At 68.8% G+C, this 22,774-nt stretch carries 23 protein-coding genes; 15 read left to right on the top strand and 8 right to left on the bottom strand.

Annotated elements, in window-relative coordinates:
* The 9 genes from uvrC to M3190_RS08465 all read left to right on the top strand — a co-directional run bounded on the left by uvrC (nt 1) and on the right by M3190_RS08465 (nt 8,447).
* Nucleotides 1-1,920 carry an excinuclease ABC subunit UvrC gene (gene uvrC / locus M3190_RS08425; protein WP_251580528.1) on the top strand — a complete coding sequence of 640 codons (1,920 nt, stop codon included), beginning with the start codon at nt 1-3 and terminating at the stop codon, nt 1,918-1,920.
* A 33-nt stretch (nt 1,921-1,953) separates the two neighbouring features.
* Nucleotides 1,954-2,826 carry an RNase adapter RapZ gene (rapZ, locus tag M3190_RS08430; protein WP_251581245.1) on the top strand — a complete coding sequence of 291 codons (873 nt, stop codon included), beginning with the start codon at nt 1,954-1,956 and terminating at the stop codon, nt 2,824-2,826.
* Between the two features lie 55 nt (nt 2,827-2,881).
* Nucleotides 2,882-3,859, top strand: coding sequence for a DNA-binding protein WhiA (whiA, locus tag M3190_RS08435; protein ID WP_251580529.1), 978 nt, complete (start codon nt 2,882-2,884; stop codon nt 3,857-3,859).
* Between the two features lie 113 nt (nt 3,860-3,972).
* Complete coding sequence (locus M3190_RS08440; RefSeq protein ID WP_251580530.1) at nt 3,973-4,599, top strand: superoxide dismutase; 627 nt, start codon at nt 3,973-3,975, stop codon at nt 4,597-4,599.
* A 136-nt stretch (nt 4,600-4,735) separates the two neighbouring features.
* Nucleotides 4,736-5,746 carry a type I glyceraldehyde-3-phosphate dehydrogenase gene (gene gap / locus M3190_RS08445; protein ID WP_251580531.1) on the top strand — a complete coding sequence of 337 codons (1,011 nt, stop codon included), beginning with the start codon at nt 4,736-4,738 and terminating at the stop codon, nt 5,744-5,746.
* A 2-nt stretch (nt 5,747-5,748) separates the two neighbouring features.
* Complete coding sequence (locus tag M3190_RS08450; RefSeq protein ID WP_251580532.1) at nt 5,749-6,966, top strand: phosphoglycerate kinase; 1,218 nt, start codon at nt 5,749-5,751, stop codon at nt 6,964-6,966.
* Nucleotides 6,954-7,745, top strand: coding sequence for a triose-phosphate isomerase (gene tpiA / locus M3190_RS08455; RefSeq protein WP_251580533.1), 792 nt, complete (start codon nt 6,954-6,956; stop codon nt 7,743-7,745). Before M3190_RS08450 ends, tpiA begins: the two co-directional genes overlap by 13 nt.
* A gap of 97 nt (nt 7,746-7,842) precedes the next feature.
* Nucleotides 7,843-8,091, top strand: a complete 249-nt coding sequence (gene secG, locus M3190_RS08460) for a preprotein translocase subunit SecG (RefSeq protein ID WP_251580534.1) — start codon at nt 7,843-7,845, stop codon at nt 8,089-8,091.
* Nucleotides 8,091-8,447, top strand: coding sequence for an RNA polymerase-binding protein RbpA (locus tag M3190_RS08465; RefSeq protein WP_251580535.1), 357 nt, complete (start codon nt 8,091-8,093; stop codon nt 8,445-8,447). Before secG ends, M3190_RS08465 begins: the two co-directional genes overlap by 1 nt.
* A gap of 36 nt (nt 8,448-8,483) precedes the next feature.
* Here M3190_RS08465 and pgl read toward each other — a convergent pair whose 3' ends face one another.
* From pgl to tkt, 5 genes are read right to left on the bottom strand one after another with little or no spacing between them, the layout of a single operon-like run.
* Entirely contained in the window at nt 8,484-9,263 is a 780-nt protein-coding gene (pgl, locus tag M3190_RS08470) for a 6-phosphogluconolactonase (RefSeq protein WP_251580536.1), read from the bottom strand.
* Nucleotides 9,264-9,270: 7 nt separating this feature from the next.
* Nucleotides 9,271-10,203: a glucose-6-phosphate dehydrogenase assembly protein OpcA gene (locus M3190_RS08475; protein WP_251580537.1), complete on the bottom strand. Its 933-nt coding sequence runs from the start codon at nt 10,201-10,203 to the stop codon at nt 9,271-9,273.
* Complete coding sequence (gene zwf / locus M3190_RS08480) at nt 10,200-11,747, bottom strand: glucose-6-phosphate dehydrogenase (protein ID WP_251580538.1); 1,548 nt, start codon at nt 11,745-11,747, stop codon at nt 10,200-10,202. The genes M3190_RS08475 and zwf overlap by 4 nt, the downstream gene beginning before the upstream one ends.
* A gap of 3 nt (nt 11,748-11,750) precedes the next feature.
* On the bottom strand, nt 11,751-12,863 hold the full coding sequence (gene tal / locus M3190_RS08485; protein WP_251580539.1) for a transaldolase: 1,113 nt from the start codon (nt 12,861-12,863) through the stop codon (nt 11,751-11,753).
* Entirely contained in the window at nt 12,860-14,941 is a 2,082-nt protein-coding gene (tkt, locus tag M3190_RS08490) for a transketolase (RefSeq protein ID WP_251580540.1), read from the bottom strand. The genes tal and tkt overlap by 4 nt, the downstream gene beginning before the upstream one ends.
* A 224-nt stretch (nt 14,942-15,165) precedes the next feature.
* Between tkt and M3190_RS08495 the strand changes: the two genes are divergently transcribed.
* Nucleotides 15,166-16,092 carry a heme o synthase gene (locus M3190_RS08495; RefSeq protein WP_251581247.1) on the top strand — a complete coding sequence of 309 codons (927 nt, stop codon included), beginning with the start codon at nt 15,166-15,168 and terminating at the stop codon, nt 16,090-16,092.
* A 22-nt stretch (nt 16,093-16,114) separates the two neighbouring features.
* Here M3190_RS08495 and M3190_RS08500 read toward each other — a convergent pair whose 3' ends face one another.
* Nucleotides 16,115-16,507, bottom strand: coding sequence for a dinucleotide-utilizing enzyme (locus M3190_RS08500; protein WP_251580541.1), 393 nt, complete (start codon nt 16,505-16,507; stop codon nt 16,115-16,117).
* A gap of 85 nt (nt 16,508-16,592) precedes the next feature.
* Nucleotides 16,593-17,510 (bottom strand): COX15/CtaA family protein, encoded by a 918-nt coding sequence (locus tag M3190_RS08505; RefSeq protein WP_251580542.1) that lies wholly within the window; start codon nt 17,508-17,510, stop codon nt 16,593-16,595.
* A 220-nt stretch (nt 17,511-17,730) separates the two neighbouring features.
* On the opposite strand from M3190_RS08505, the gene sufB reads away from it, so the two are divergent.
* From sufB to M3190_RS08530, 5 genes are read left to right on the top strand one after another with little or no spacing between them, the layout of a single operon-like run.
* The gene (gene sufB, locus M3190_RS08510; RefSeq protein WP_251580543.1) at nt 17,731-19,149 is read left to right on the top strand and encodes a Fe-S cluster assembly protein SufB; all 1,419 of its coding nucleotides are present in this window, start codon (nt 17,731-17,733) and stop codon (nt 19,147-19,149) included.
* Nucleotides 19,149-20,345: a Fe-S cluster assembly protein SufD gene (sufD, locus tag M3190_RS08515; protein WP_251580544.1), complete on the top strand. Its 1,197-nt coding sequence runs from the start codon at nt 19,149-19,151 to the stop codon at nt 20,343-20,345. Before sufB ends, sufD begins: the two co-directional genes overlap by 1 nt.
* Nucleotides 20,342-20,671: a non-heme iron oxygenase ferredoxin subunit gene (locus M3190_RS08520; RefSeq protein ID WP_251580545.1), complete on the top strand. Its 330-nt coding sequence runs from the start codon at nt 20,342-20,344 to the stop codon at nt 20,669-20,671. The genes sufD and M3190_RS08520 overlap by 4 nt, the downstream gene beginning before the upstream one ends.
* Before the next feature lie 14 nt (nt 20,672-20,685).
* On the top strand, nt 20,686-21,456 hold the full coding sequence (gene sufC, locus M3190_RS08525; RefSeq protein ID WP_251580546.1) for a Fe-S cluster assembly ATPase SufC: 771 nt from the start codon (nt 20,686-20,688) through the stop codon (nt 21,454-21,456).
* A gap of 9 nt (nt 21,457-21,465) precedes the next feature.
* Nucleotides 21,466-21,795, top strand: a complete 330-nt coding sequence (locus M3190_RS08530) for a metal-sulfur cluster assembly factor (RefSeq protein ID WP_064002279.1) — start codon at nt 21,466-21,468, stop codon at nt 21,793-21,795.
* Between the two features lie 61 nt (nt 21,796-21,856).
* On the opposite strand, the gene M3190_RS08535 is transcribed toward M3190_RS08530, so the two are convergent.
* Nucleotides 21,857-22,762, bottom strand: a complete 906-nt coding sequence (locus M3190_RS08535) for a siderophore-interacting protein (protein WP_251580547.1) — start codon at nt 22,760-22,762, stop codon at nt 21,857-21,859.
* Nucleotides 22,763-22,774: the final 12 nt, after the last annotated feature.

The raw sequence follows: 22,774 nt of genomic DNA on the forward strand, positions 1-22,774 counted from the left end.
GTGGCGTCCGCGCTGCCGTACAAGCCCAAGCCGGGAGAGATCCCCACGGATCCCGGGGTCTACCGGTTCCTCGATGCCGACGGGCGGATCCTCTACGTCGGCAAGGCCAAAAATCTGCGCGCGCGGCTGTCGAACTACTTCGCACCGCTGCACACCCTGCACGAGCGCACGCGTCGCATGGTGACGACGGCGGCCAAGGTCGAGTGGACGGTCGTGAAGACCGACATCGACTCGCTGCAGCTGGAGTACACCTGGATCCAGGAGTACTCGCCGCCGTTCAACGTCCGGTACAAGGACGATAAATCCTACCCGTACATGGCGGTGACGCTCGCCGACGAGGCCCCGCGGGTCATCGTGACGCGCAACCGCCGCATCCGCGGAGCGAAGTACTTCGGCCCGTACCCGAAGGTCTGGGCGGTCCACGACACGATCGACCAGCTCATCAAGGTGTTCCCGATCCGCACGTGCAGCGACTCGTCCTACAAGAAGGCGATGGCGACGGGGAGGCCCTGCTTCCCCGGGCAGATCGGTCGGTGCGGGGGACCCTGCTCGATGACGGTGACCATCGAGGAGCACCGCGCGATCGTCGACGACTTCGTCGCCTTCATGTCGGGCAGCGACAAACGGTTCACGAAGCGGCTCGAGGCGAGGATGCGCGAAGCGGCTGCCGCGATGGACTACGAGGCTGCAGCGTCGTACCGCGACAAGCTGCAGGCCCTCGACGCCGTCCTCAACCGCAGCGCGCTCGTGCTGAGCGAGGACACGGACGCCGACCTGTTCGGTGTCGCCGAGGACGAACTCTCCGCCGCGGTGCAGCACTTCGTCGTGCGCGGTGGCCGCGTCCGCGGGGTCCGTGCCACGACCATCGACAAAGAGCTGGACATCTCCGGTCCCGAGCTGGTGGACCAGATCCTGCAGCGCGCCTACGGCGCGGCATCCGCCGAGGACATCCCGCGTCAGGTGCTCGTGCCGACCCTTCCCGACGACGCCGCCGAACTCGAGCAGTGGCTGCAGTCGCGGCGCGGGAAGAAGGTGACGCTGCAGGTCGCACAGCGCGGGCAGAAGGCCGACCTCATGCGGACGGCCACACTCAACGCCCAACAGGCGCTCATGCTGCACAAGACCCGCCGCACCAGCGACTACACGGCCCGCACGAAGGCGCTGACGGATCTGCAGGAAGCCCTCGGCATGACCGAGGCGCCGCTGCGCATCGAGTGCTTCGACATCTCCCACCTCGGCGGGACGGGCGTCGTGGCGTCGATGGTGGTGTTCGAGGACGGCCTACCGCGGAAGGATCAGTACCGGTCCTTCTCGGTCGCCGAGACGACGGACGACACCGACTCGATGTACCAGGTGCTCATGCGGCGGCTCGCGCACATCGACCGCGACGAAGCCGAGCAGGAGGCGATCGATCCCACGGCGGACGGCGAGGTGGATGCCACCCGCAAGCGCCCGCGTTTCGCCTATCGTCCCCAGCTGCTGCTCGTCGACGGCGGACAGCCGCAGGTGCAGGCGGCGGCGCGTGCGCTGCGCGACGCCGGACACGACGAGATCGCGCTGTGCGGCATCGCGAAGCGGCTCGAGGAGGTGTGGCTGCCCGACGACGACTTCCCGGTGATCCTTCCGCGCTCCTCCGAGGCGCTCTACCTGCTCCAGCGGCTGCGTGACGAGGCGCACCGATTCGCGATCACGCACCAGCGCAAGAAGCGCGGTCGCGACATCACGACGGTGCTGGCGGAGGTGCCGGGACTCGGAGCGACCCGCATCAAGGCGCTGCTCCGCCACTTCGGCTCGGTCAGCCGCCTGAAGCAGGCGACACCCGAGGAGATCCAGGAACTCCCCGGTATCGGTCCCCGGCTGGCGGCCACGATCCATGCGCACCTCGCTGCCGGTTCGGATGCGGTGCCCGCCGGTGGTTAGGCTGGGATGACACGCGTGGAAGGCGGGGTGCGGATGGACGGCCAGACGACGGGCGAGGTCCTGATCGTCACGGGCATGTCCGGCGCAGGGCGCACGACGGCCGCGAACGCCCTCGAGGACCTCGACTGGTACGTCGTCGACAACCTGCCGCCGCAGATGCTGTCGCATCTGCTGGATCTCACGGCCCTCGCCGCCGATGCGCTGCCCCGGGTGGCCGCCGTCGTCGACGTCCGCGGCCGGCAGCTGTTCGGCGAGCTCCCCTCCGTCACGCACTCGCTGCGCGACGGAAGGCAGCTGCGGGTCCTGTTCCTCGACGCGTCGGACGATGTGCTCGTCCGACGGTTCGAAGCGGTCCGGCGTCCTCACCCGCTGCAGGGGGAGGGGACGATCCTCGACGGCATCCGTCGTGAACGCGAGCGGGTCGCAGCGATCCGCGAGGCCGCCGACGTCATCGTCGACACGAGCGGTCTCAACATCCACCAGCTGGCGAATCGCATCGTCGATCTGTTCAGCGCGGACGGCGACGCGCGTCACACCGTCACCGTGATGAGCTTCGGGTTCAAGTACGGCCTGCCGCCCGACGTCGACCTCGTGGCCGACATGCGGTTCCTCCCGAATCCCTACTGGGAGCCGACGCTGCGTGCGCTCACGGGCGAGGACGATGCCGTCCGCGAGTTCGTGCTCGAGCAGGAGGGCGCCCGCGAGTTCATCGACGCGTACGCGACAGCGCTCCGCCCGGTCCTGCAGGGCTATCAGCGCGAGAACAAGAGGCATTCGGTCATCGCGATCGGGTGCACCGGCGGCAAGCACCGATCCGTCGTCACGTCGTTCGAGCTGGCCGAGCGGCTGAGCGCCGAACCGGGCGTCGCGGTGCGGGTCGCGCACCGCGACCTGGGTCGCGAGTGACCGGTGCGCGAGTAAGCTGATCCTTTGTCCCCCTCGCCCCCACCGAAGGATCGCCGTGCCGCTGACTGCTGACGTGAAGACGGAACTCACCTCGGTGCGTGATCCGCGGCCCACGGCCCGCGTCGCAGAGCTCACGACGATCCTGCGCTTCTCGGGCGGGCTCCACTCGATCGCCGGCCGCGTCGCCGTCGAGGCCGAGGTGGAGACCGACACCCTGGCCCGCCGCGTCGCCCGGGACCTCGTGGAGATCTACGGAGTCCGGCCGGAACTCGCGCACGTCCAATCCTCCGGCGGACGGGCGGCCAACCTCGTCGCGGTCCGCGTCATCGAGGGCGGAGAGACCCTGGCGCGTCAGACCGGACTGCTCGACAACCGTCGACGCCCGGTCCGCGGACTGCCGAACAAGCTCACCACCGGCGCACGCCCCGACCTCGCCGCAGTCTGGCGCGGCGCGTTCCTCGCGGCAGGGACGCTGTCCGACCCGGGTCGTTCGGCAGCACTCGAGGTCTCCTGCCCATCGGGGGAGGCGGCCATGGCCCTCGTCGGTGCGGCGCACCGGCTCGGCATCGCCGCCAAGGCGCGGGAGGTCCGCGGCGTGCCCCGCGTCGTCGTCCGCGACGGCGAGGCGATCCGCGCGACGCTCCTGATGATGGGAGCCCAGAAGACCGCCGCCGCGTGGGAGGAGATGCGTCAGCGCCGCGAGGTCCGCGCCGGCGTTAACCGTCTCGTGAACTTCGACGACGCCAACCTCCGCCGGTCCGCACAGGCGGCCGTCGCCGCCTGTGCACGGGTCGAGCGTGCGCTCGAGATCCTCGGTGACACCGTGCCCCCGCACCTCAAGCAGGCGGGGGACCTCCGACTCGCCCACCGCGACGCCAGCCTCGACGAACTCGGTCACCACGCCGACCCTCCGCTGACGAAGGATGCCGTCGCCGGCCGCATCCGTCGACTGCTGGCCATGGCCGACAAGAAGGCCGCGCAGGACGGCATCCCCGACACCGAATCCGCCGTCCCGGCCGGTCTGGAGGACTGACGGGGTACATCCCCTCTTCGCGGGAAGCAACCGGGTGTCCGGCGGGTTGGGCCTCAATAGGATGAATCCGACCGGCCGCGCCGCGTGCGCGGCACCGACAGAAGGAAGAGGACATGGCGAAGTACACGCTGCCTGAGCTCCCGTACGACTACTCCGCGCTCGAGCCGAGCATCAGCGGCAAGATCATGGAGCTTCACCACTCGAAGCACCACCAGACGTACGTCACCGGAGCGAACACCGCCCTCGAGCAGCTCGCGGAGGCACGGGAGACCGGCAACCTCGCGAACGTGAACAAGCTCGAGAAGGACCTCGCGTTCAACCTCGGCGGACACGTCAACCACTCCATCTTCTGGACCAACCTGGCTCCCGCCTCGCAGGGCGGCGGCGGCGAGCCCGAGGGCGAGCTGCGCGCGGCGATCGACGAGTTCTTCGGCGGCTTCGACAAGTTCCAGGCTCACTTCACGGCGGCTGCCACCGGCATCCAGGGCTCCGGATGGGCCGTCCTCAGCTGGGACCCGATCGGTCAGCAGCTGATCATCCAGCAGCTGTTCGACCAGCAGTCCAACACGGCGCAGGGCACCATCCCGATCTTCCAGCTCGACATGTGGGAGCACGCCTTCTACCTCGACTACCTGAACGTCAAGGCCGACTATGTGAAGGCCGCGTGGAACATCGCCAACTGGCAGAACGTCGCACAGCGTCTCGACGCCGCCCGCGACAAGACGGCGGGCCTGCTCTAGTAGTAGGGTCGTTCACAGGTGAGGATGCCGGGATCCTCCCGGCAACGGGGGCTGAGCCCCGGCATCCTCTCTCATTTCCAGCACATCGCGGGTCGACCCCGTCATGGGGCGTGCGCGAAGAAAAACGGGAGACAACGTGTCTGTCAAGATCGGCATCAACGGCTTCGGCCGCATCGGACGCAACTTCCTCCGCGCGGCGCTCGCGCAGGGAGCTGACCTGGAGATCGTGGCGGTGAACGACCTCACCGACAACAAGAGCCTCGCTCATCTCCTCAAGTACGACTCGGTCGGAGGTCGCCTGGACGCCGAGGTCTCGTACACCGAGGACTCGATCACCGTCAACGGCAAGACCATCAAGGTCTTCGAAGAGCGCGACCCCGCCAACCTCCCCTGGGGCGAGCTCGGCGTTGACATCGTCATCGAGTCGACCGGCCGCTTCACCAAGGCAGCCGACGCCAAGAAGCACATCGAGGGTGGCGCGAAGAAGGTCATCATCTCGGCGCCCGGCACCGACGTCGACGGCACCTTCGTCATGGGCGTCAACGACGGCGCCTACGACTCCGAGACCATGCACGTCATCTCGAACGCTTCCTGCACCACCAACTGCCTCGCCCCGATCGCCAAGGTCTTCAACGACAACTTCGGCATCGAGCGCGGCTTCATGATGACCGCCCACGCCTACACCGCCGACCAGAACCTGCAGGACGGCCCCCACGGCGACCTGCACCGCGCGCGCGCGGCCGCGATCAACATCGTCCCCGCCGCGACCGGTGCCGCCAAGGCCATCGGCCTCGTCCTGCCCGAGCTCAACGGCAAGCTGAGCGGTTCGTCGTACCGCGTCCCCGTCCCCACCGGCTCGATCGTCGACCTGACGGTCGTCACCCCGACCGAGGGACTGACCGCCGAGGTCATCAACGCCGCGTTCGAGAAGGCTGCGGCCGAAGGCGAGCTCGTCGGCTACCTGAAGTACAACACCGACGCGATCGTCTCGAGCGACATCCAGCTCGACCCGCACTCCTCGGTCTTCGACGCCGGCCAGACCAATGTGTCGGGCAACCTCGTCAAGATCTCGTCCTGGTACGACAACGAGTGGGGCTACTCGAACCGTCTCGTCGACCTCACCGAGCTCGTCGCCAGCAAGCTCTGACGATGGCTCTGCGCACCCTCGATTCGCTGGGTTCGCTCGCAGGCAAGCGCGTCATCGTCCGTGTCGACTTCAACGTCCCCCTGAAGGACGGCGTCATCACGGACGATGGCCGCGTGCGTGCGGCTCTGCCGACGCTGTCGGCGCTGATCGAGCAGGGCGCCCGCGTCATCGCGGTCTCCCACCTCGGCCGGCCCGACGGCGCTCCGGACGCGAAGTACAGCCTCGCCCCCGTCGCGACGCGACTGTCCGAGCTCCTCGGCCAGGACGTCGCGTTCGCGACCGACACAGTCGGCGACTCGGCACGTGACACCGTCGCGAACCTCGCCGACGGGCAGGTCGCCGTCCTCGAGAACCTCCGCTTCAATGCGGGGGAGACCGCGAAGGACGAGACCGCCCGCCGGGCCTTCGCCGAGGAGCTCGCGTCGCTCGGCGATGCGCTCGTGTCGGACGGGTTCGGTGTCGTGCACCGCAAGCAGGCCTCCGTCTACGACCTCGCCGAGCTGCTGCCCTCCGCTGCGGGTCTGCTCATCGAGAAGGAGGTCGACGTCCTCGACCGCCTCACCGAGCGTCCGGAGCGTCCCTACGCCGTCGTGCTCGGCGGTTCGAAGGTCAGCGACAAGCTGGGCGTGATCGAGCACCTCCTGCCGCGCGTGGACAAGATCCTCGTCGGCGGCGGGATGCTCTTCACCTTCCTCGCGGCCCAGGGCCACAAGGTCGGCAAGAGCCTTCTCGAAGTGGACCAGCTCGACACGGTCCGCGGGTACATGGAGACCGCTCGCGAACGCGGGGTCGAACTGGTGCTCCCCGTCGATGCCGTGATGGCCGCCGCTTTCGCAGCCGATGCGGAACACGTCGTGGCGTCCGCCGACGCACTGGAGGACACCCCCTTCGGCGAAGACGGCATGGGCCTCGACATCGGGCCGAAGACGGCGGAGCTGTTCGCCGAGGCGATCCGCGGCGCGAAGACCGTGTTCTGGAACGGCCCGATGGGTGTGTTCGAGATGGAGGCGTTCGCTGCAGGGACGAAGACCGTCGCGCAGGCGCTCACGGAGGTCGATGGTCTGTCCGTCGTCGGTGGCGGCGATTCGGCGGCCGCCGTGCGTCAGCTCGGCTTCGACGACGACGCGTTCGGCCACATCTCCACCGGCGGTGGAGCCAGCCTCGAGTTCCTCGAGGGAAAGAAGCTGCCCGGATTGGAGATCCTCGGATGGGAAGCGTGACCCGCAAGCCGCTCATCGCCGGCAACTGGAAGATGAACCTCGACCACCTGCAGGCGGTCGCCTTCGTCCAGAAGCTGCACTGGACGCTGAAGGATGCCGCTCACGAGACGGATTCGGTGGAGGTCGCGGTCTTCCCGCCGTTCACCGACATCCGGACGGTGCAGACGCTCATCGACGCCGACAAGATCCCGTTCGCCCTCGGCGCGCAGGACGTGTCGACGAAGGACTCCGGCGCGTACACCGGTGAGGTCTCCGGCGCCTTCCTCAAGAAGCTGGACGTCGACTACGTCATCATCGGTCACTCCGAGCGACGGGAGTACCACGGCGAGACCGACGAGGTCGTCGCCGCGAAGGTCCAGGCGGCCCTGCGGCACGGACTCGTCCCGGTCGTCTGCGTCGGTGAGACGCTCGAGCAGCGCGAGGAGTCCGGCCCGACGGCGGTCTCGGTGGCGCAGCTGCGCGCGGCGCTCGAGGGTGTGCCCTCGGACGCGGACGTCGTGGTCGCCTACGAGCCGGTCTGGGCCATCGGCACCGGCCAGGTGGCCTCGCCCGAGCAGGCGCAGGAGGTGTGCGCCGCGCTTCGCACCGTGATCTCCGAGAGCCTCGGGGATTCTGCGGGGGAGCGCACCCGCATCCTCTACGGCGGATCGGTGAAGTCAGGCAACATCGCGAGCTTCATGCGAGAGCCGGATGTGGACGGCGCCCTCGTCGGGGGCGCGAGCCTCCTGGCGGACGAGTTCGCCGCCATCATCAGGTATCAGAAGCACGTCGGCGTGTGATCGTGAACGGTGCGGCGCCTCGCGGCGTCGCACCGTTCAGCCGGTATACTCGTCCGAGCGCTGAGCGACTCGGCGACCCGAAAGGCTTTCAACGACTGTGGACATCCTCCAGCTTGTGCTGCAGGTGCTGCTGGGACTCACCAGCCTCCTGCTCACGCTCCTGATCCTTCTGCACAAAGGACGCGGCGGCGGCCTCTCCGACATGTTCGGCGGCGGCATGAGCTCGGCCATGGGGTCCTCGGGCCTCGCCGAGCGCAACCTCAACCGCTTCACCGTCGTGCTCGCGCTCATCTGGTTCGTCGCCATCGTCGCGCTCGGCCTCATCACCAAGTTCCAGAGCATCTGATGGCGACCGGGGGCAACGCGATCCGAGGCACCCGCGTCGGTGCCGGGCCGATGGGGGAGCAGGACCACGGACACCACGCCGACCGCGTGGCCGTCTCGTACTGGGATGCGCTCGGCAACGAGACGGTGCGCTACTTCGCAGCCGGCATCTCGGAGGAGGAGATCCCCGAGACGATCGATTCGCCGCACTCCGGTCTTCCGGCGGGGCGCGACAAGGCGAACCCGCCCGCACTGGCGAAGACCGAGCCCTACAAGACGCACCTCGCCTACGTGAAGGAGCGGCGCAGCGACGAAGAGGCCGAGTCCATCCTGGACGACGCGCTCAAGCAGCTTCGAGAGCGGCGCGGTCAGGACTGATCGCCGCGCCACACGACGATTCGACCCCGGGTTCGCTCAGAACTCGGGGTCGATCAGTTCTTCCGGCACTCCCTGCGCCGCGGCCTCGTCGACGAAGAACACCGTCTGCTTGCGACCCTTGGCACCGGCCGCAGGCACCGAGTGGTAGCTCGCGCCGGCCAGAGCCAAGCCCAGTGCGGAGGCCTTGTCGGTGCCAGGGAGGACGAGCCACACCCGTCGCGACGAGTTGATCACCTTCCGGGTCAGGGTGATGCGGTCGGAGGGCGGGACAGGGGAGTGGCGCACCGGGAGCACCGTGTGCTCGGTGTCGGCGATCTCGCTGCGATCCGGGAAGAGCGAGGCGATGTGCCCGTCGGGACCCACGCCCAGGAACGCCAGCGTGAACCGCGGCCAGGGCTGATCCTCCGCAGCGTGGGCGGCGAGCTCTGCCGAGTAGTCGGCGGCCGCGTCGTCATGGCTGCGACCCGCGTCGGAGGCGGCGATCGGATGAATGTTGGCGGCGGGCACGTCGATGTGGTCGAGGAACGCCGCGCGTGCGGCCCTCTCGTTCCGGTCCGGATCGCCGGCCGGGACGAAGCGCTCGTCCCCCCACCAGAAGTGCACCCTCGACCAGTCGACCTCGTGACGCCGATCGCTCTCACCGGCGGCGTGCAGCACGGCCGTGCCGGCATTGCCGCCGGTCAGGAGGATGTGGGTCGTCTTGCCCTCGGCTGCGCGGGAGGATACCCGCTGGAAGAAACGCTTCGCGACCCCGCGGGCCAACGTCTGCGCGTCCGGACGGACGACGACGCGCTTCTCCGCGCGGAACTCCGACATGCGACTCCTACCTCGTGGGAGGGTCGAGGAGCTCCCACCCTTCGGTGATGACTCGACCATACAAGAGGTCGGGATCCAGACGGCGCAGCTCCTCCGCGAGGCACTCGCGCAGCGACCGTCGCGGCAGCACGATGTCGTGCGTCGGCTGTCCCGGCTGGGTGAGGGTCGCGTCGGTCGCGTTCGAGCGTTCGAGGACGATGTCGCCGGAGTCCCGCGAGAGCGTGACCGAGCGGATGCCGTGAGCCCATTCGTGCTCATCCGTGTAGTGCCAGTCGACGGAGACATCGAGCTTCATCCGCAACCACGCGGCCAGCAGACCGGTGGAGGGAGAGCTGCCCGCGCCGACGACGGTCACCGCCGTGACCGGCTCGTAGGGAGGCTGGTCGAGGACAGCGGCGAGCTGCTCCCGCCAGTGCGTCAGTCGGGTCCAGGCGAGGTCCGTGTCACCAGGGGCGTAGACGGAGCCGAGCTGCGCCAGGCGGTCCTTCGCGAACGGCTTCGTCGAGGCATCCGTGATGCGACGCTGCGCCATACGACCGATCGGTGAGTGCGCGGGGTCGGCGGGCGGGTCATCGGGCCACCATGCGACGACGGGTGCGTCGGGGAGAAGGAGGCCGTTGACGAGACTCTCCTGGTTGTCGGCGGCGGCCCCGCGGGCACGCAGCACGACGACCTCGCTCGCACCGGCGTCGCCGCCGACACGGATCTGCGCGTCGAGACCGGTCGGGGCGTCGGGCTGCACGACCAGGACGATGACCCGCATCGGGTGCTCGCGCGATGCGGCGTTCGCGGCGTCGATCGCCTCCTCATCGAAGCCCCCGGTGGAGACGATGACGAGGGTCAGGACACGTCCGAGCGCGACAGCGCCGCCCTCCTCGCGCACGCTCACGAGCTTCTTCGCGATCGTGGAGACGGTGGTGTCGGGCAGATCGACGATCATGGGCGCCTCCAGACGCGGCCATCGCGGGCCAGGAGCTCATCGGCGGACGGGGGACCCCAGGATCCGGGGGAGTACTGCTCGAGTGGCTCGTCCTGCTCCGCCCAGAACTCCTCGACGGGATCGAGGATGCGCCAGGAGAGCTCGACCTCCTCGTGGCGGGGGAACAGTGGCGGGTCGCCCAGGAGCACATCGAGGATGAGGCGTTCGTAGGCCTCGGGACTCGACTCGGTGAAGGCGTGTCCGTAGCCGAAGTCCATCGTGACGTCGCGCACCTCGTTCCCCGCGCCCGGCACTTTCGAGCCGAAGCGCAGGGTGACGCCCTCATCGGGCTGGATGCGGATGACGAGGGCGTTCTGCCCGAGCTGCAGCGCCTGCGAGCGCAGGAACAGCAGCGGCGGCGTGTGCTTGAAGACGACGGCGATCTCGGTCACGCGACGACCCAGGCGCTTGCCGGTGCGGAGGTAGAACGGCACCCCGTTCCACCGACGGGTCGCGATCTCGAGCTTGATGGCGGCGTAGGTCTCGGTCCGCGACTGCGGGTCCATCCCGTCCTCGTCGAGGAAGCCGGTGACCTCCTCACCACCCTGCCATCCGCCGGCGTACTGTCCGCGGGCGGTCGCCGTGGACAGGTCATCGGGGAGCTTGACCGCAGCGAGGACCTTCTCCTTCTCGGCGCGCAGGTGTTCGGCGTCGAGCGAGATGGGCTCCTCCATCGCGGTCAGCGCGAGGAGTTGCAAGAGGTGGTTCTGGATGACGTCGCGCGCTGCACCGATCCCGTCGTAGTACCCCGCGCGGCCACCGACGCCGATGTCCTCGGCCATCGTGATCTGCACGTGGTCGACGTAGTTGGCGTTCCAGAGCGGCTCGTACAGCTCATTGGCGAAGCGCAGGGCCAAGATATTCTGGACCGTCTCCTTGCCGAGGTAGTGGTCGATCCGGAAGATCGCATCGGCGGGGAACGCGACCTCGAGGGCCTCGTTCAGCTCCCGGGCGGTCTGCAGGTCGCTGCCGAACGGCTTCTCGATGACCACGCGGCGCCACGTGTCGCCGTCGGCGTTCTCGTCCACCAGACCGGAATCGCGGAGCTGACGCGCGACGACGGGGAAGTCCTTCGGCGGGATGGACAGGTAGAACGCGTGGTTGCCCATCGTTCCGCGCTCGGTGTCGAGCTTCTCGACGGTCTCGCGGAGACGGGCGAAGGATGCCGCGTCGTCGAACGTGCCCTGCACGAACCGGATCCCCTGCAGGAGCTGGTTCCAGGTCTCCTCGCGGAAGGGGGTCCGTGCGTGCTGACGCACCGCGTCATACACGACCTGCGCGAAGTCCTGGTCCTCCCAGTCGCGTCGCGCGAAGCCGACGAGCGCGAACCCGGGAGGCAGCAGACCCCGATTGGCGAGGTCGTACACGGCCGGCATGAGCTTCTTGCGCGACAGGTCTCCGGTCACGCCGAAGATCACGAGGGCACTCGGGCCCGCGATGCGGTTCAGGCGGCGATCATCGGGGTCGCGGAGCGGATTGCTTCCCCGCGAGATGTCGACGGCCATCGGTCAGCGTGCGCCGTCGAGCGCCGTGCGGACGGTGCTCTGCAGGTCGTGCCACGAGACGATGAACTTCTCGACGCCTTCGTCCTCGAGCACCTGCGTGACATCGGTCAGGTCGACGCCCGCGTCCGCGAGCTCGTCGAAGACCCGATGGGCATCCTCGTAGGAGCCGGTGACGGTGTCGCCCGTGATCGTCGCGTGGTCGAACGTCGCCTCGAGGGTCTTCTCGGGCATCGTGTTGACGGTGCCGGGAGCGACCAGCTCGGTCACGTACAGGGTGTCGGGGAGGGCCGGGTCCTTGACGCCGGTCGACGCCCACAGGGGCCGCTGGACATTGGCGCCCGCTGCGATGAGCTCGAGGGCGGCCGGCTCGGCGAACCGCTCCTCGAAGAGCTCGTAGGCGAGGCGGGCGTTGGCGATGCCCGCTTTGCCCTTCAGGGAGGCCGCGGCGCTCGAGCCGATCGCGTCGAGGCGCTTGTCGACCTCGGTGTCCACACGCGAGACGAAGAACGACGCCACCGAGTGGATCGTCGCGATGTCGTGACCGTTCTCCTTCGCGCGTCGCACACCGTCGAGGTAGGCGTCGATGACCGCCGCGTAGCGCTCGAGGCTGAAGATCAGCGTGACGTTGACCGAGATGCCCTCCGCGAGGACCGCGCTGATCGCCGGGAGCCCTGCGAGCGTGGCGGGGATCTTGATGAGCGTATTCGGTCGGTCGACCTTCGCCCACAGCTCCTTCGCCTGCGCCACCGTGGCGTCGGTGTCGTGCGCGAGATCGGGGGAGACCTCGATCGAGACCCGACCGTCGACGCCGTTCGTCCGGTCGAAGACGGGGCGGAAGATGTCGGCCGCGTCGCGCACGTCGGTCGTGGTGATCTCGAAGATCGCCGTGTCGACGTCGGCGCCCTGGGCCGCAAGCGCCTGGAGCGGAGCGTCGTAGGAGTCGTCCTCCGTGTTGCCGATCGCCGCCTGGAAGATCGAGGGGTTCGTGGTGACCCCGACGACGTCCCGCGTCTCGATCAGCTGCGCGAGGTTGCCGGTGTCGATCCGCGATCGCGAGAGGTCGTCGAGCCAGATGCTGACGCCGGCGCCGGAAAGGTCCTCAGTGGGGGTGCTCATGCGTTCTCCTTGACGGTTGCGCGGGCCGCCTCGACGACCGCATCGGCGGTGACGCCGAACTTCTCGAACAGGGTCTTGTAGTCGGCGGAGGCGCCGAAGTGGTCGATGCCGACCGTGCGGCCGGTGTCGCCGACGACACCGCGCCACAGCCCGGTCGCGCCGGCCTCCACGGAGACGCGCGCCTTCACGGCTGCCGGCAGAACGGACTCGCGGTAGGCGGCATCCTGCTCCGCGAACCACTCGAGGCTCGGGGCGGACACGACGCGGGCGCCGATGCCCTCCGCAGCGAGCGTCTCGCGGGCGGCGACCGCCAGCTGGACCTCAGAGCCGGTCGCGATGAGGATCACGTCGGGTTCGCCCTCCGGCGCGTCGAGGAGCGTGTACGCGCCCTTGGCGACCCCGTCGGTCGTGGCGAAGCCGTTCTCGCCGCGCGGGAAGACGGCGATGTTCTGCCGAGTGAGCGCGATGCCGGTCGGTCCGTCCTGGCGGCGCAGGATCTCCAGCCATGCCGCGGCGGTCTCGTTGGCGTCCGCCGGACGCACGACCGTGAAGTTCGGGATGAGTCGCAGGGTCGCGAGCTGTTCGATCGGCTGGTGCGTCGGACCGTCTTCACCGAGGGCGACGGAGTCGTGCGTCCACACGAACACCGAGGGGATGTTCATGAGCGCGGCGAGGCGCACCGCGGGGCGCATGTAGTCGCTGAAGATCAGGAACGTGCCGCCGAAGGGACGCGTGGGGCCGTGCAGCTTGATGCCGTTGACGATGGCCCCCATCGCGTGCTCTCGGATGCCGAAGTGCAGCACACGGCCGTACGGGTCGCCCGACCACTCGTGGGTCGACCACTCTGCCGGGATGAAGCTCTTCGCGTCCTTGATCGTGGTCAGGTTCGACTCCGCGAGGTCGGCGGAACCGCCCCACAGCTCGGGGAGCTCGGCGGCGAGCGCGTTGATGACGAGGCCCGAGGCGGCACGGGTGGAGACGTCCTTGCCGGGCTCGAAGGCGGGGAGGGCCTCGGCGATGCCGTCGGGGAGCGTCGCGGCCTCGAGACGGTCGAGCAGCGCCTTGCGCTCGGGGTTCGCGGCGGCCCAGGCGTCGAAGGACTCCTGCCAGGCCGCGCGCTCGGTGGCCGCCCGCTCGGCGAGCGAGCGCGTGTGGGCGATCACGTCGTCGGCGACGACGAAGCTCTGCTCCGGGTCGAAGCCCAGGACCTTCTTCGTGGCAGCCAGCTCGTCGGCGCCGAGGGCGGAGCCGTGGATCTTGCCGGTGTTCTGCTTGCCCGGGGCCGGCCACCCGATGATCGTCTTCAGGATGATGAGCGAGGGCTTGGCGGTCTCGGCCTTGGCTGCCTCGATCGCCGCGTGCAGGGCCGCCACGTCCTCGACGTATTCGCCCGTCTTCTTCCAGTCGACGGTCTGGACCTGCCAGCCGTAGGCCTCGTAGCGCTTCTGCACGTCCTCGGTGAAGGCGACGTTCGTGTCGTCCTCGATCGAGATCTGGTTGGAGTCGTAGATGGCGATGAGGTTGCCGAGCTGCTGGTGGCCGGCGAGCGAGCCGGCTTCGGCTGTCACACCCTCCTGCAGGTCGCCGTCGCCGGCGATGACGAACACATGGTGATCGAACGGGGATGTGCCCGCCTCGGCCTCGGGGTCGAACAGGCCGCGCTCGTAGCGAGCGGCGTACGCGAATCCGACGGCCGACGCGAGGCCCTGACCGAGCGGACCGGTTGTGATCTCGACACCCTTGGTGTGGCCGTACTCGGGGTGGCCTGGGGTGAGCGATCCCCAGGTTCGCAGCGACTTCAGGTCATCGAGCTCGAGTCCGAAGCCCCCGAGGTAGAGCTGGACGTACTGCGTCAGCGAGGAGTGGCCGGCCGAGAGGATGAAACGGTCGCGTCCGAGCCAGTGGGTGTCGGTCGGGTCGTGGCGGAGCACCCGCTGGTACAGCAGGTAGGCCGCGGGCGCGAGACTCATGGCCGTGCCGGGATGGCCGTTGCCGACCTTCTCGACGGCGTCCGCCGCCAGTACGCGCGCCGTGTCCACCGCGCGCCGATCGATCTCGTCCCAAACCAGCTCTGACACCTGAAGGCCTTTCGTCGGTGATTCCGCGCGAGCGTCCGCTGATCAGAAGGAGAAGAGGGGATACCCGACGCCGGGATTTTCAGCATATCGACCCGAGCGTGCCGCCGAGGCCGCGTCGACGCTGTGTGACGTGCGCTCTGAGCGAAGCGGTGCACGCCCCGGCGGAGGGAACCGGTCGCAGGTCATGGCGTAGACTCGTGCCGACGATCTACACGGCAGGGGCGATGGCACTCACGGACACCGGCGCGCGCGTTACCGCGCCCGCTCGACAGTCGTTCGGCCGCACCCTCCGCGCCTACGTCCAGCTGACGAAGCCTCGCGTCCTGGAACTGCTGCTGGTGACGACCATCCCGGTCATGTTCCTCGCGGCGAACGGGCTGCCCGACCTCTGGCTCATCCTCGCCACCGTCGTCGGCGGCGCCATGAGCGCGGGGTCCGCGGCATCCTTCAACATGTACCTCGATCGCGACATCGACGCGCACATGAAGAGGACCGAGAACCGTCCGCTCGTGACGGGCGAGGTCACACCGCGCGGTGCGCTCGTCTTCTCGTGGACGCTCGCGATCGCCTCGACGGTCTGGCTCTGGGTGTTCACCAACTGGGTGGCTGCCGCTCTCAGCGCCGGCGCCATCTTCTTCTACGTGGTCGTCTACACGATGCTGCTCAAGCGCCGCACCGAGCAGAACATCGTGTGGGGCGGGATCGCCGGCTGCTTCCCCGTCATCATCGGGTGGTCGGCCGTCACCGAGTCCCTGACGTGGACGCCCTTCATCCTCTTCCTGCTCGTCTTCCTCTGGACGCCGCCGCACTACTGGCCGCTCTCGATGAAGTACAAGGGCGACTACGCCGAGGTCGACGTCCCGATGCTGGGAGCGACCCGCAACGGCACACAGGTGGGGCTGCAGGTCATCCTGTACGCGTGGGCGACGGTCGCGAGCTCACTGCTGCTGATCCCCGTCGCACCGATGGGACTCGTGTACACGGCGTCCGCTCTGGTGCTGGGCGGATGGTTCATCTACGAGTCGCACGTCCTCTACGCACGCGCGGTCCGTGGCGAGAAGGTCCGTCCGATGCGTGTGTTCCACGCCTCCATCACGTACCTGACGCTGCTGTTCGTCGCGATCGCGATCGACCCGCTGCTGCCCTTCTGACGCAGCGGGCCGATCGACGCGATCAGCGTCCGGCGCCGTCGAGGACCGGCTGTGCCGTCTCGTCGGACGTGTCCTCCGCGGCGGGTGCCGGAGCGTCCTCCGCGGCCTGCGTCGCGAGCTCGTCCCGCTCGTCGGCCGTGGCGGCGCGCGGCGCCACGGCGAATGCGCGGAGCGCTCCGAGCGTGAACGCCAGCAGCAGACCGATGGCGCCGACGCCGACGAGGATCGCGCCGAGGACCGCCCAGATCTGGCCGACGTAGACGTCCACCCCGGTCGCGGTGCCCGCGGTCAGGGCCGTCTCCATCTTCGCGAGCTTGTCCATGAGGACGACGCCGCCGGCGGCTCCGGATGCGAGCGAGCCGGCCACGAGCAGCCAGAACGGGATGCTGCGGGTCAGGCGGGGGCGGGTGTTCATCGAATCTCCTCAGGGTCGAGGTCGTCCGGTCTCGGACGACCCGGGCCACTGTTCCCGGCGGACCCTGAGGGAAGCGATGCGCCGCCTATGAGATTTCGGTGTGCGCCGGCGCCTTCAGGCGCAGGATGACGACCGTCATCGCTGCGGCGGTGAGGGCGGCGAGCACCATGTGGACGCCGACGGCGAGCTCGGGCAGTCCGTTGCGCGCCTGATAGAGGCCGACGGCGATCTGCACGGCTTCGGCCGCGAGCAAGACGGTCACCCACGTGCGCGGCCGGAGGCCCTGACGCCAGGCCACCGCGGCGAGGGTCACCGTGAGGGCGAGCAGGGCGTAACCGGGCCAGGCGTGCACGTGCTCGAGGATCTCGGCGTTGAAGCCGTTGCGGCCGGCGTCGGCGTCGCCGGAGTGCGGGCCGGCGCCGGTCGTGAGCACGCCGAACCCGATCGTGAGCGCCAGCACGCCGGTCGTCAGGTGGGCCAGCCGGGCATACCACGCAGGCACGGCGCGGACGCGCGCGCCGGCGGGCTCATCCAGGCGGACGAGGAACGCGGCGCACACGCACACGAGGACGAGCGACACGACGTAGTGGAATCCCACGATGAAGGGGTTCAGCCCGGTGAGGACGGTGACGCCGCCCACGATGGCCTGTGCGACGACGCCGCCCAGCACGATGAGCGCCAGCACGAAGAGGTCGCGGCGCGTCCGCCGCATCCGCCAGACGAGGACCACGACGAGGAGCGCGAGGATGCCGACGAGCCCGGTCAGCGTGCGGTTGCCGAACTCGATGACGCCGTGGATCCCCATCTCGGGGGTCGCGACGAGCGAGTCGGGGGTGCAGGTCGGCCAGGTCGGGCAGCCGAGACCGGATCCGGTGAGACGCACGGCGCCGCCGGTGCCGATGATGAGGGTCTCAGCGAGGAAGGAGAGCCACGCGACGACCTGGAGCAGGCGCGAGACCCGGGTCGCGGGCGGCGCGGTCGGTGTCGACGCGGTGATCAGCATGGGGTCGCCTCCGGGCGCGGGCCGGCACGCCGCGGGGGATGGCCGTGCCTGTAGAATGAAGCTGTCGGCGAGCGCGATCCCCATCGCAGCCCGCACAACGATTCTAGGCGCGGTATTGCGTCGTCAGAGCGGCCAGCAGCGGCATCCCCCTCGTGCACTCCTCTCGCGGGAGGGAATGCCGGAACGGATGACACCGTTGCCGCCCGTGAGGAGGAAAGTCATGTCGGATGTGCTCATCGACCGTCCCGAGCTCGAAGGGCTGGGGGTGTACGAGTTCGGCTGGCACGATGCGGATGCCGCCGGTGCCGTCGCCCAACGCGGAATCAACGAGGACGTCGTCCGCGGCATCTCCTCGTTGAAGAGCGAGCCCGAGTGGATGCTGAAGACCCGTCTGAAGGGCTACCAGCTGTTCGGGCGCAAGCCCATGCCGACGTGGGGTGCGGACCTCTCCGGCATCGACTTCGACAACATCAAGTACTTCGTGCGCTCCACCGAGAAGCAGGCGCAGACGTGGGAGGACCTCCCCGAGGAGATCCGCAACACGTACGAGAAGCTCGGCATCCCCGAAGCGGAGCGTCAGCGCCTCGTCGCCGGCGTCGCCGCTCAGTACGAGTCGGAGGTCGTCTACCACCAGATCCGCGAGGACCTGGAGCAGCAGGGCGTCATCTTCATGGACACCGACACGGCGCTGCGCGACCACCCGGAGTTCTTCGAGGAGTACTTCGGCACCGTCATCCCCGCCGGTGACAACAAGTTCGCGGCGCTGAACACCGCCGTGTGGTCGGGCGGCTCGTTCGTGTACGTCCCCAAGGGCGTCCACGTCGAGATCCCGCTGCAGGCCTACTTCCGTATCAACACGGAGAACATGGGCCAGTTCGAGCGGACCCTGATCATCGCGGACGAGGACAGCTACGTCCACTACATCGAGGGCTGCACCGCTCCGATCTACAAGAGCGACTCGCTGCACTCGGCCGTCGTCGAGATCATCGTCAAGAAGAACGCCCGCGTGCGCTACACGACGATCCAGAACTGGTCGAACAACGTCTACAACCTCGTCACGAAGCGTGCCGTGGCCCACGAGGGCGCGACCATGGAGTGGGTCGACGGCAACATCGGCTCCAAGGTGACGATGAAGTACCCCTCCATCTACCTGATGGGCGAGCACGCCAAGGGTGAGACGCTGTCCGTCGCCTTCGCCGGTCCCGGTCAGCACCAGGACGCCGGCGCGAAGATGATCCACATGGCGCCGCACACGCAGTCGTCGATCGTGTCGAAGTCGATCGCCCGCGGCGGAGGTCGCGCGGGGTACCGCGGCGAGGTCCGCGTCGACGCCAACGCGCACCACTCGGCCAACACGGTCCGCTGCGACGCGCTCCTGGTCGACACGATCTCGCGGTCGGACACGTATCCCGCCATCGACATCCGCGTCGACGATGTCCAGCTCGGCCACGAGGCGACCGTCTCGAAGGTCAGCGAGGAGCAGCTGTTCTACCTCATGAGCCGCGGCCTCCCCGAGGACGAGGCGATGGCGATGATCGTGCGCGGCTTCATCGAGCCGATCGCCCGCGAGCTGCCCATGGAGTACGCCCTCGAGCTGAACAAGCTCATCGAGATGGGCATGGAAGGATCCGTCGGCTGATGACGACAGCGACTCAGGCCCCCGCATCCGCTGCGAAGGGCCACATCGACCCTGCGGCGACGCTGACCGAGCACACGGTCCCCGTGCAGACCCGGTCGGAGCGGCCGTGGTCGTTCGACCCCGCCGACTTCGGCACGCCCACCGGCCGCGAGGTCAACTGGAAGCACACGCCTCTCGACCGGCTCGCACCTCTGCTCGCGGACGAGGAGGCTCCTCACGACGTCATCGGCGTCGAGGTGTCCGGACCGGACGCCGTGGCGCATCGCCGCCTGCAGAAGGACGAGGCGCCCCGAGGCGAGGTCTTCCGGCCGGAGGACGTCGTCAGTGCGATCGCGTGGTCGCAGGAGCCCGAAGCTCCGCTCATCCGCATCCCCGCCGACACCGAGCTCGACGAGCCGGTCGTCGTCACCCTCACCGGTCGCGGTGGCGTCGCGCACGCGCACGTGGTCATCGAGGCGCAGCCGAACTCCCGCGGAACCGTCGTCCTCCGTCACGAGGGATCGGCGTCGCAGGCGCAGAACGTCGAGATCATCGTGCGCGACGGCGCCGCCCTCACCGTCGTGTCGGTTCAGCGCTGGGACGACGACGCCGTGCACCTCGCGGCGCACCAGGCCCGCGTCGACCGCGACGCCTCCCTCACGCACATCGTCGTGAGCCTCGGCGGCGGTCTCGTGCGCGTGAACCCCTCCGTCGAACTCGCCGGAGCAGGTTCTCAGGGACGCCTGTACGGGCTGTCGTTCGCCGACGCCGGCCAGCACCTCGAGAGCCAGGTCTACCTGCACCACAAGGGCGCCCACACCAACGGAGACGTGCTCTACAAGAGCGCGCTGCAGGGCGCCTCGGCACGCACCGTGTGGATCGGCGACGTCCTCATCGGACCGGATGCGGTCGGCACCGACTCGTACGAGGCGAACCGCAATCTCGTCCTCACCGACGGGGCCCGCGCCGACTCCATCCCGAACCTCGAGATCGAGACCGGCGACATCGTCGGCGCCGGTCACGCGAGCGCGACCGGTCGCTTCGACGACGAGCAGCTGTTCTATCTGCAGGCCCGCGGGATCGACGAGGAGCAGGCACGGCGCCTGGTCGTCCTCGGCTTCCTCGCTGAGATCGTGCAGAAGATCGGCATCCCCTCACTCGAGGACGAGTTCATCTCCGCCATCGAGGCGGAGCTGGCCGGCGGGAGTGACGCGTGACCGCGCAGAAGGTGCTGCAGCTGAGCGACCTGACGCAGGACACGGCCGTGCGGGTCGAGATCGACGGCGTCGCGATCGCCGTCGTGCTCGACGGGGAGGGCGAGGTCCACGCGATCGGCGACACCTGCACCCACGGCGACATCTCGCTCGCCGACGGTTTCGTCGAGGGCGAGACGCTCGAGTGCTGGGCCCACGGATCCGCCTTCTCGCTGCGCACCGGGCGCCCCCTGAATCTGCCGGCGTACGAGCCGGTGCCCGTCTACGAGGTCACGATCGACGGGGACGACATCCTCATCGATCCCGCCGTGACCAAAGCCGTGAACTGAAGAAAGAAGCTGACATGTCTGTCCTCGAGATCCGCGACCTCCATGTGACGGTCGAGACGGAAGCCGGCGAGACCCCGATCCTCAACGGTATGACGCTCACCGTCCGCACCGGTGAGACGCACGCCATCATGGGCCCGAACGGCTCCGGCAAGTCGACACTCGCGTACACGATCGCCGGTCACCCGAAGTACACCGTCACCGGCGGCACCATCACGCTCGACGGCGAAGACGTCCTCGCGATGTCCGTCGACGAGCGCGCCCGTGCGGGACTGTTCCTCGCGATGCAGTACCCCGTCGAGATCCCCGGTGTGACCGTCACCAACTTCCTCCGCACCGCAAAGACGGCCGTCGACGGCGAGGCGCCGTCGATCCGCGCGTGGACCAAGGACGTCAAGCAGGCGATGCAGAACCTGCGGATGGACCCGAAGTTCGCGGCCCGCAACGTGAACGAGGGCTTCTCCGGCGGTGAGAAGAAGCGTCACGAGATCCTCCAGCTCGAGCTCCTGAAGCCGAAGCTCGCCGTCCTCGACGAGACCGACTCCGGCCTCGACGTCGACGCGCTCAAGATCGTCTCCGAGGGCGTCAACCGCGCCAAGGAGCAGAGCGACATGGGTGTGCTGCTCATCACGCACTACACCCGCATCCTCCGTTACATCCAGCCCGACTTCGTCCACGTGCTCGTGAACGGTCGCGTCGCGGAAGAGGGCGGCCCGGAGCTCGCAGCACGACTGGAGGACGAGGGTTACGACCGTTTCCTCGCCCCGGTCGGCGGCGAGCAGGCCTAGGATCGTCGCATGACCGAGACGCTCGCACCCGAGAAGTACGACGAGGTCACCGAGGCGCTCAAGGACGTCATGGACCCCGAGCTGGGGGTCAATGTCGTCGACCTCGGCCTCATCTACGACCTCGGCTGGGACGACGAGAACGACGCCCTCGTCATCCACATGACCCTGACCTCCGCGGGCTGCCCGCTCACCGATGTGCTCGAGGAGCAGACCGGACAGGCGCTCGACGGCGTCGTCGACCGGTTCCGGATCAACTGGGTGTGGATGCCGCCGTGGGGTCCTGAGCGGATCACGGACGACGGTCGCGACATGATGCGCGCGCTCGGCTTCTCGATCTGACCCGAATCCGCGAAAGGGGCGGTGCGACCACGTCGCACCGCCCCTTTCGCGTGCCCGGGGGTCAGTTCTCCGAGCGGCCGAGACGCCAATAGCCCATGAACGCGACGGCCCGACGGTCGACGCCGACTTCGCTCACGAGGTGTCGGCGGAGTGCCTTGATGGCGGATGCCTCGCCCGCGAGCCAGGCGTAAAGGGGGGCGCTCTTGAGGGCCGCCCCTCCCTTGGCGGTGCGCGGGACCTCCCACAGGATGTCGTGGTCGACGTCGATCTCCTCGACCTCGGCTCCGATCCCGCCCGGAGCGAGGCGCCGCGCGACGTCGGCGACGGCGGAGATGAGGTGCGTGTGCCGGCGGTCCTCGCCGCCCCGAGCCTCGATGATCAGCTCGAAGCCGGGGTGCGAGGGCACATAGGCCGCGTCGCTCGGGTGGGGGAGCTCGAGCACGACGACACCGCGCGCATCGGCGGGGAGCTGCTCGAGGATCCGCGCGATCGCCGGGGCGGCGGTCTCATCCCCGGCGAGCAGGATCGCGTCCGTCTTGGCCGGCGGTACAAAGTCGATGCCGTAGCTGACACCGCTGTGCTCGGTGGTGGGAGCCAGGATCAGCACCTCGTCCCCGACCTCGGCGTCGGCGATCCAAGCGGATGCCGGACCGAGCACATCGTGCGCGACCATGTCGATGTCGACCTCGCGAACGGCGCCGCGCACCGCCCGCGTCGTGTACGTCCGCATGACCGGGCGCTCCGCCTCGGGCATGGCACGCCAGCGGTCGTACCAGTCGGCATCCGTCGGCATCGATTCCAACGACGCGGTCGGCGTCGGGAACATGATCTTGACCCGCTGATCGAAGCCGGGGTCGCCGTACGCGCCCAGCGCGTCGTCGCGGAACGTGAACCGGCGGAAGCTGGGCGTCAGGTCGGTGACCGCCGCGACGGGGGCGCGGAAGAAGTTCATCGTGCTGAGGGACATGGTCTCGGCTTT

The sequence above is a fragment of the Microbacterium oleivorans genome (assembly GCF_023715745.1).
In the GTDB taxonomy this organism is placed as follows: Bacteria; Actinomycetota; Actinomycetes; order Actinomycetales; family Microbacteriaceae; genus Microbacterium; species Microbacterium oleivorans_D.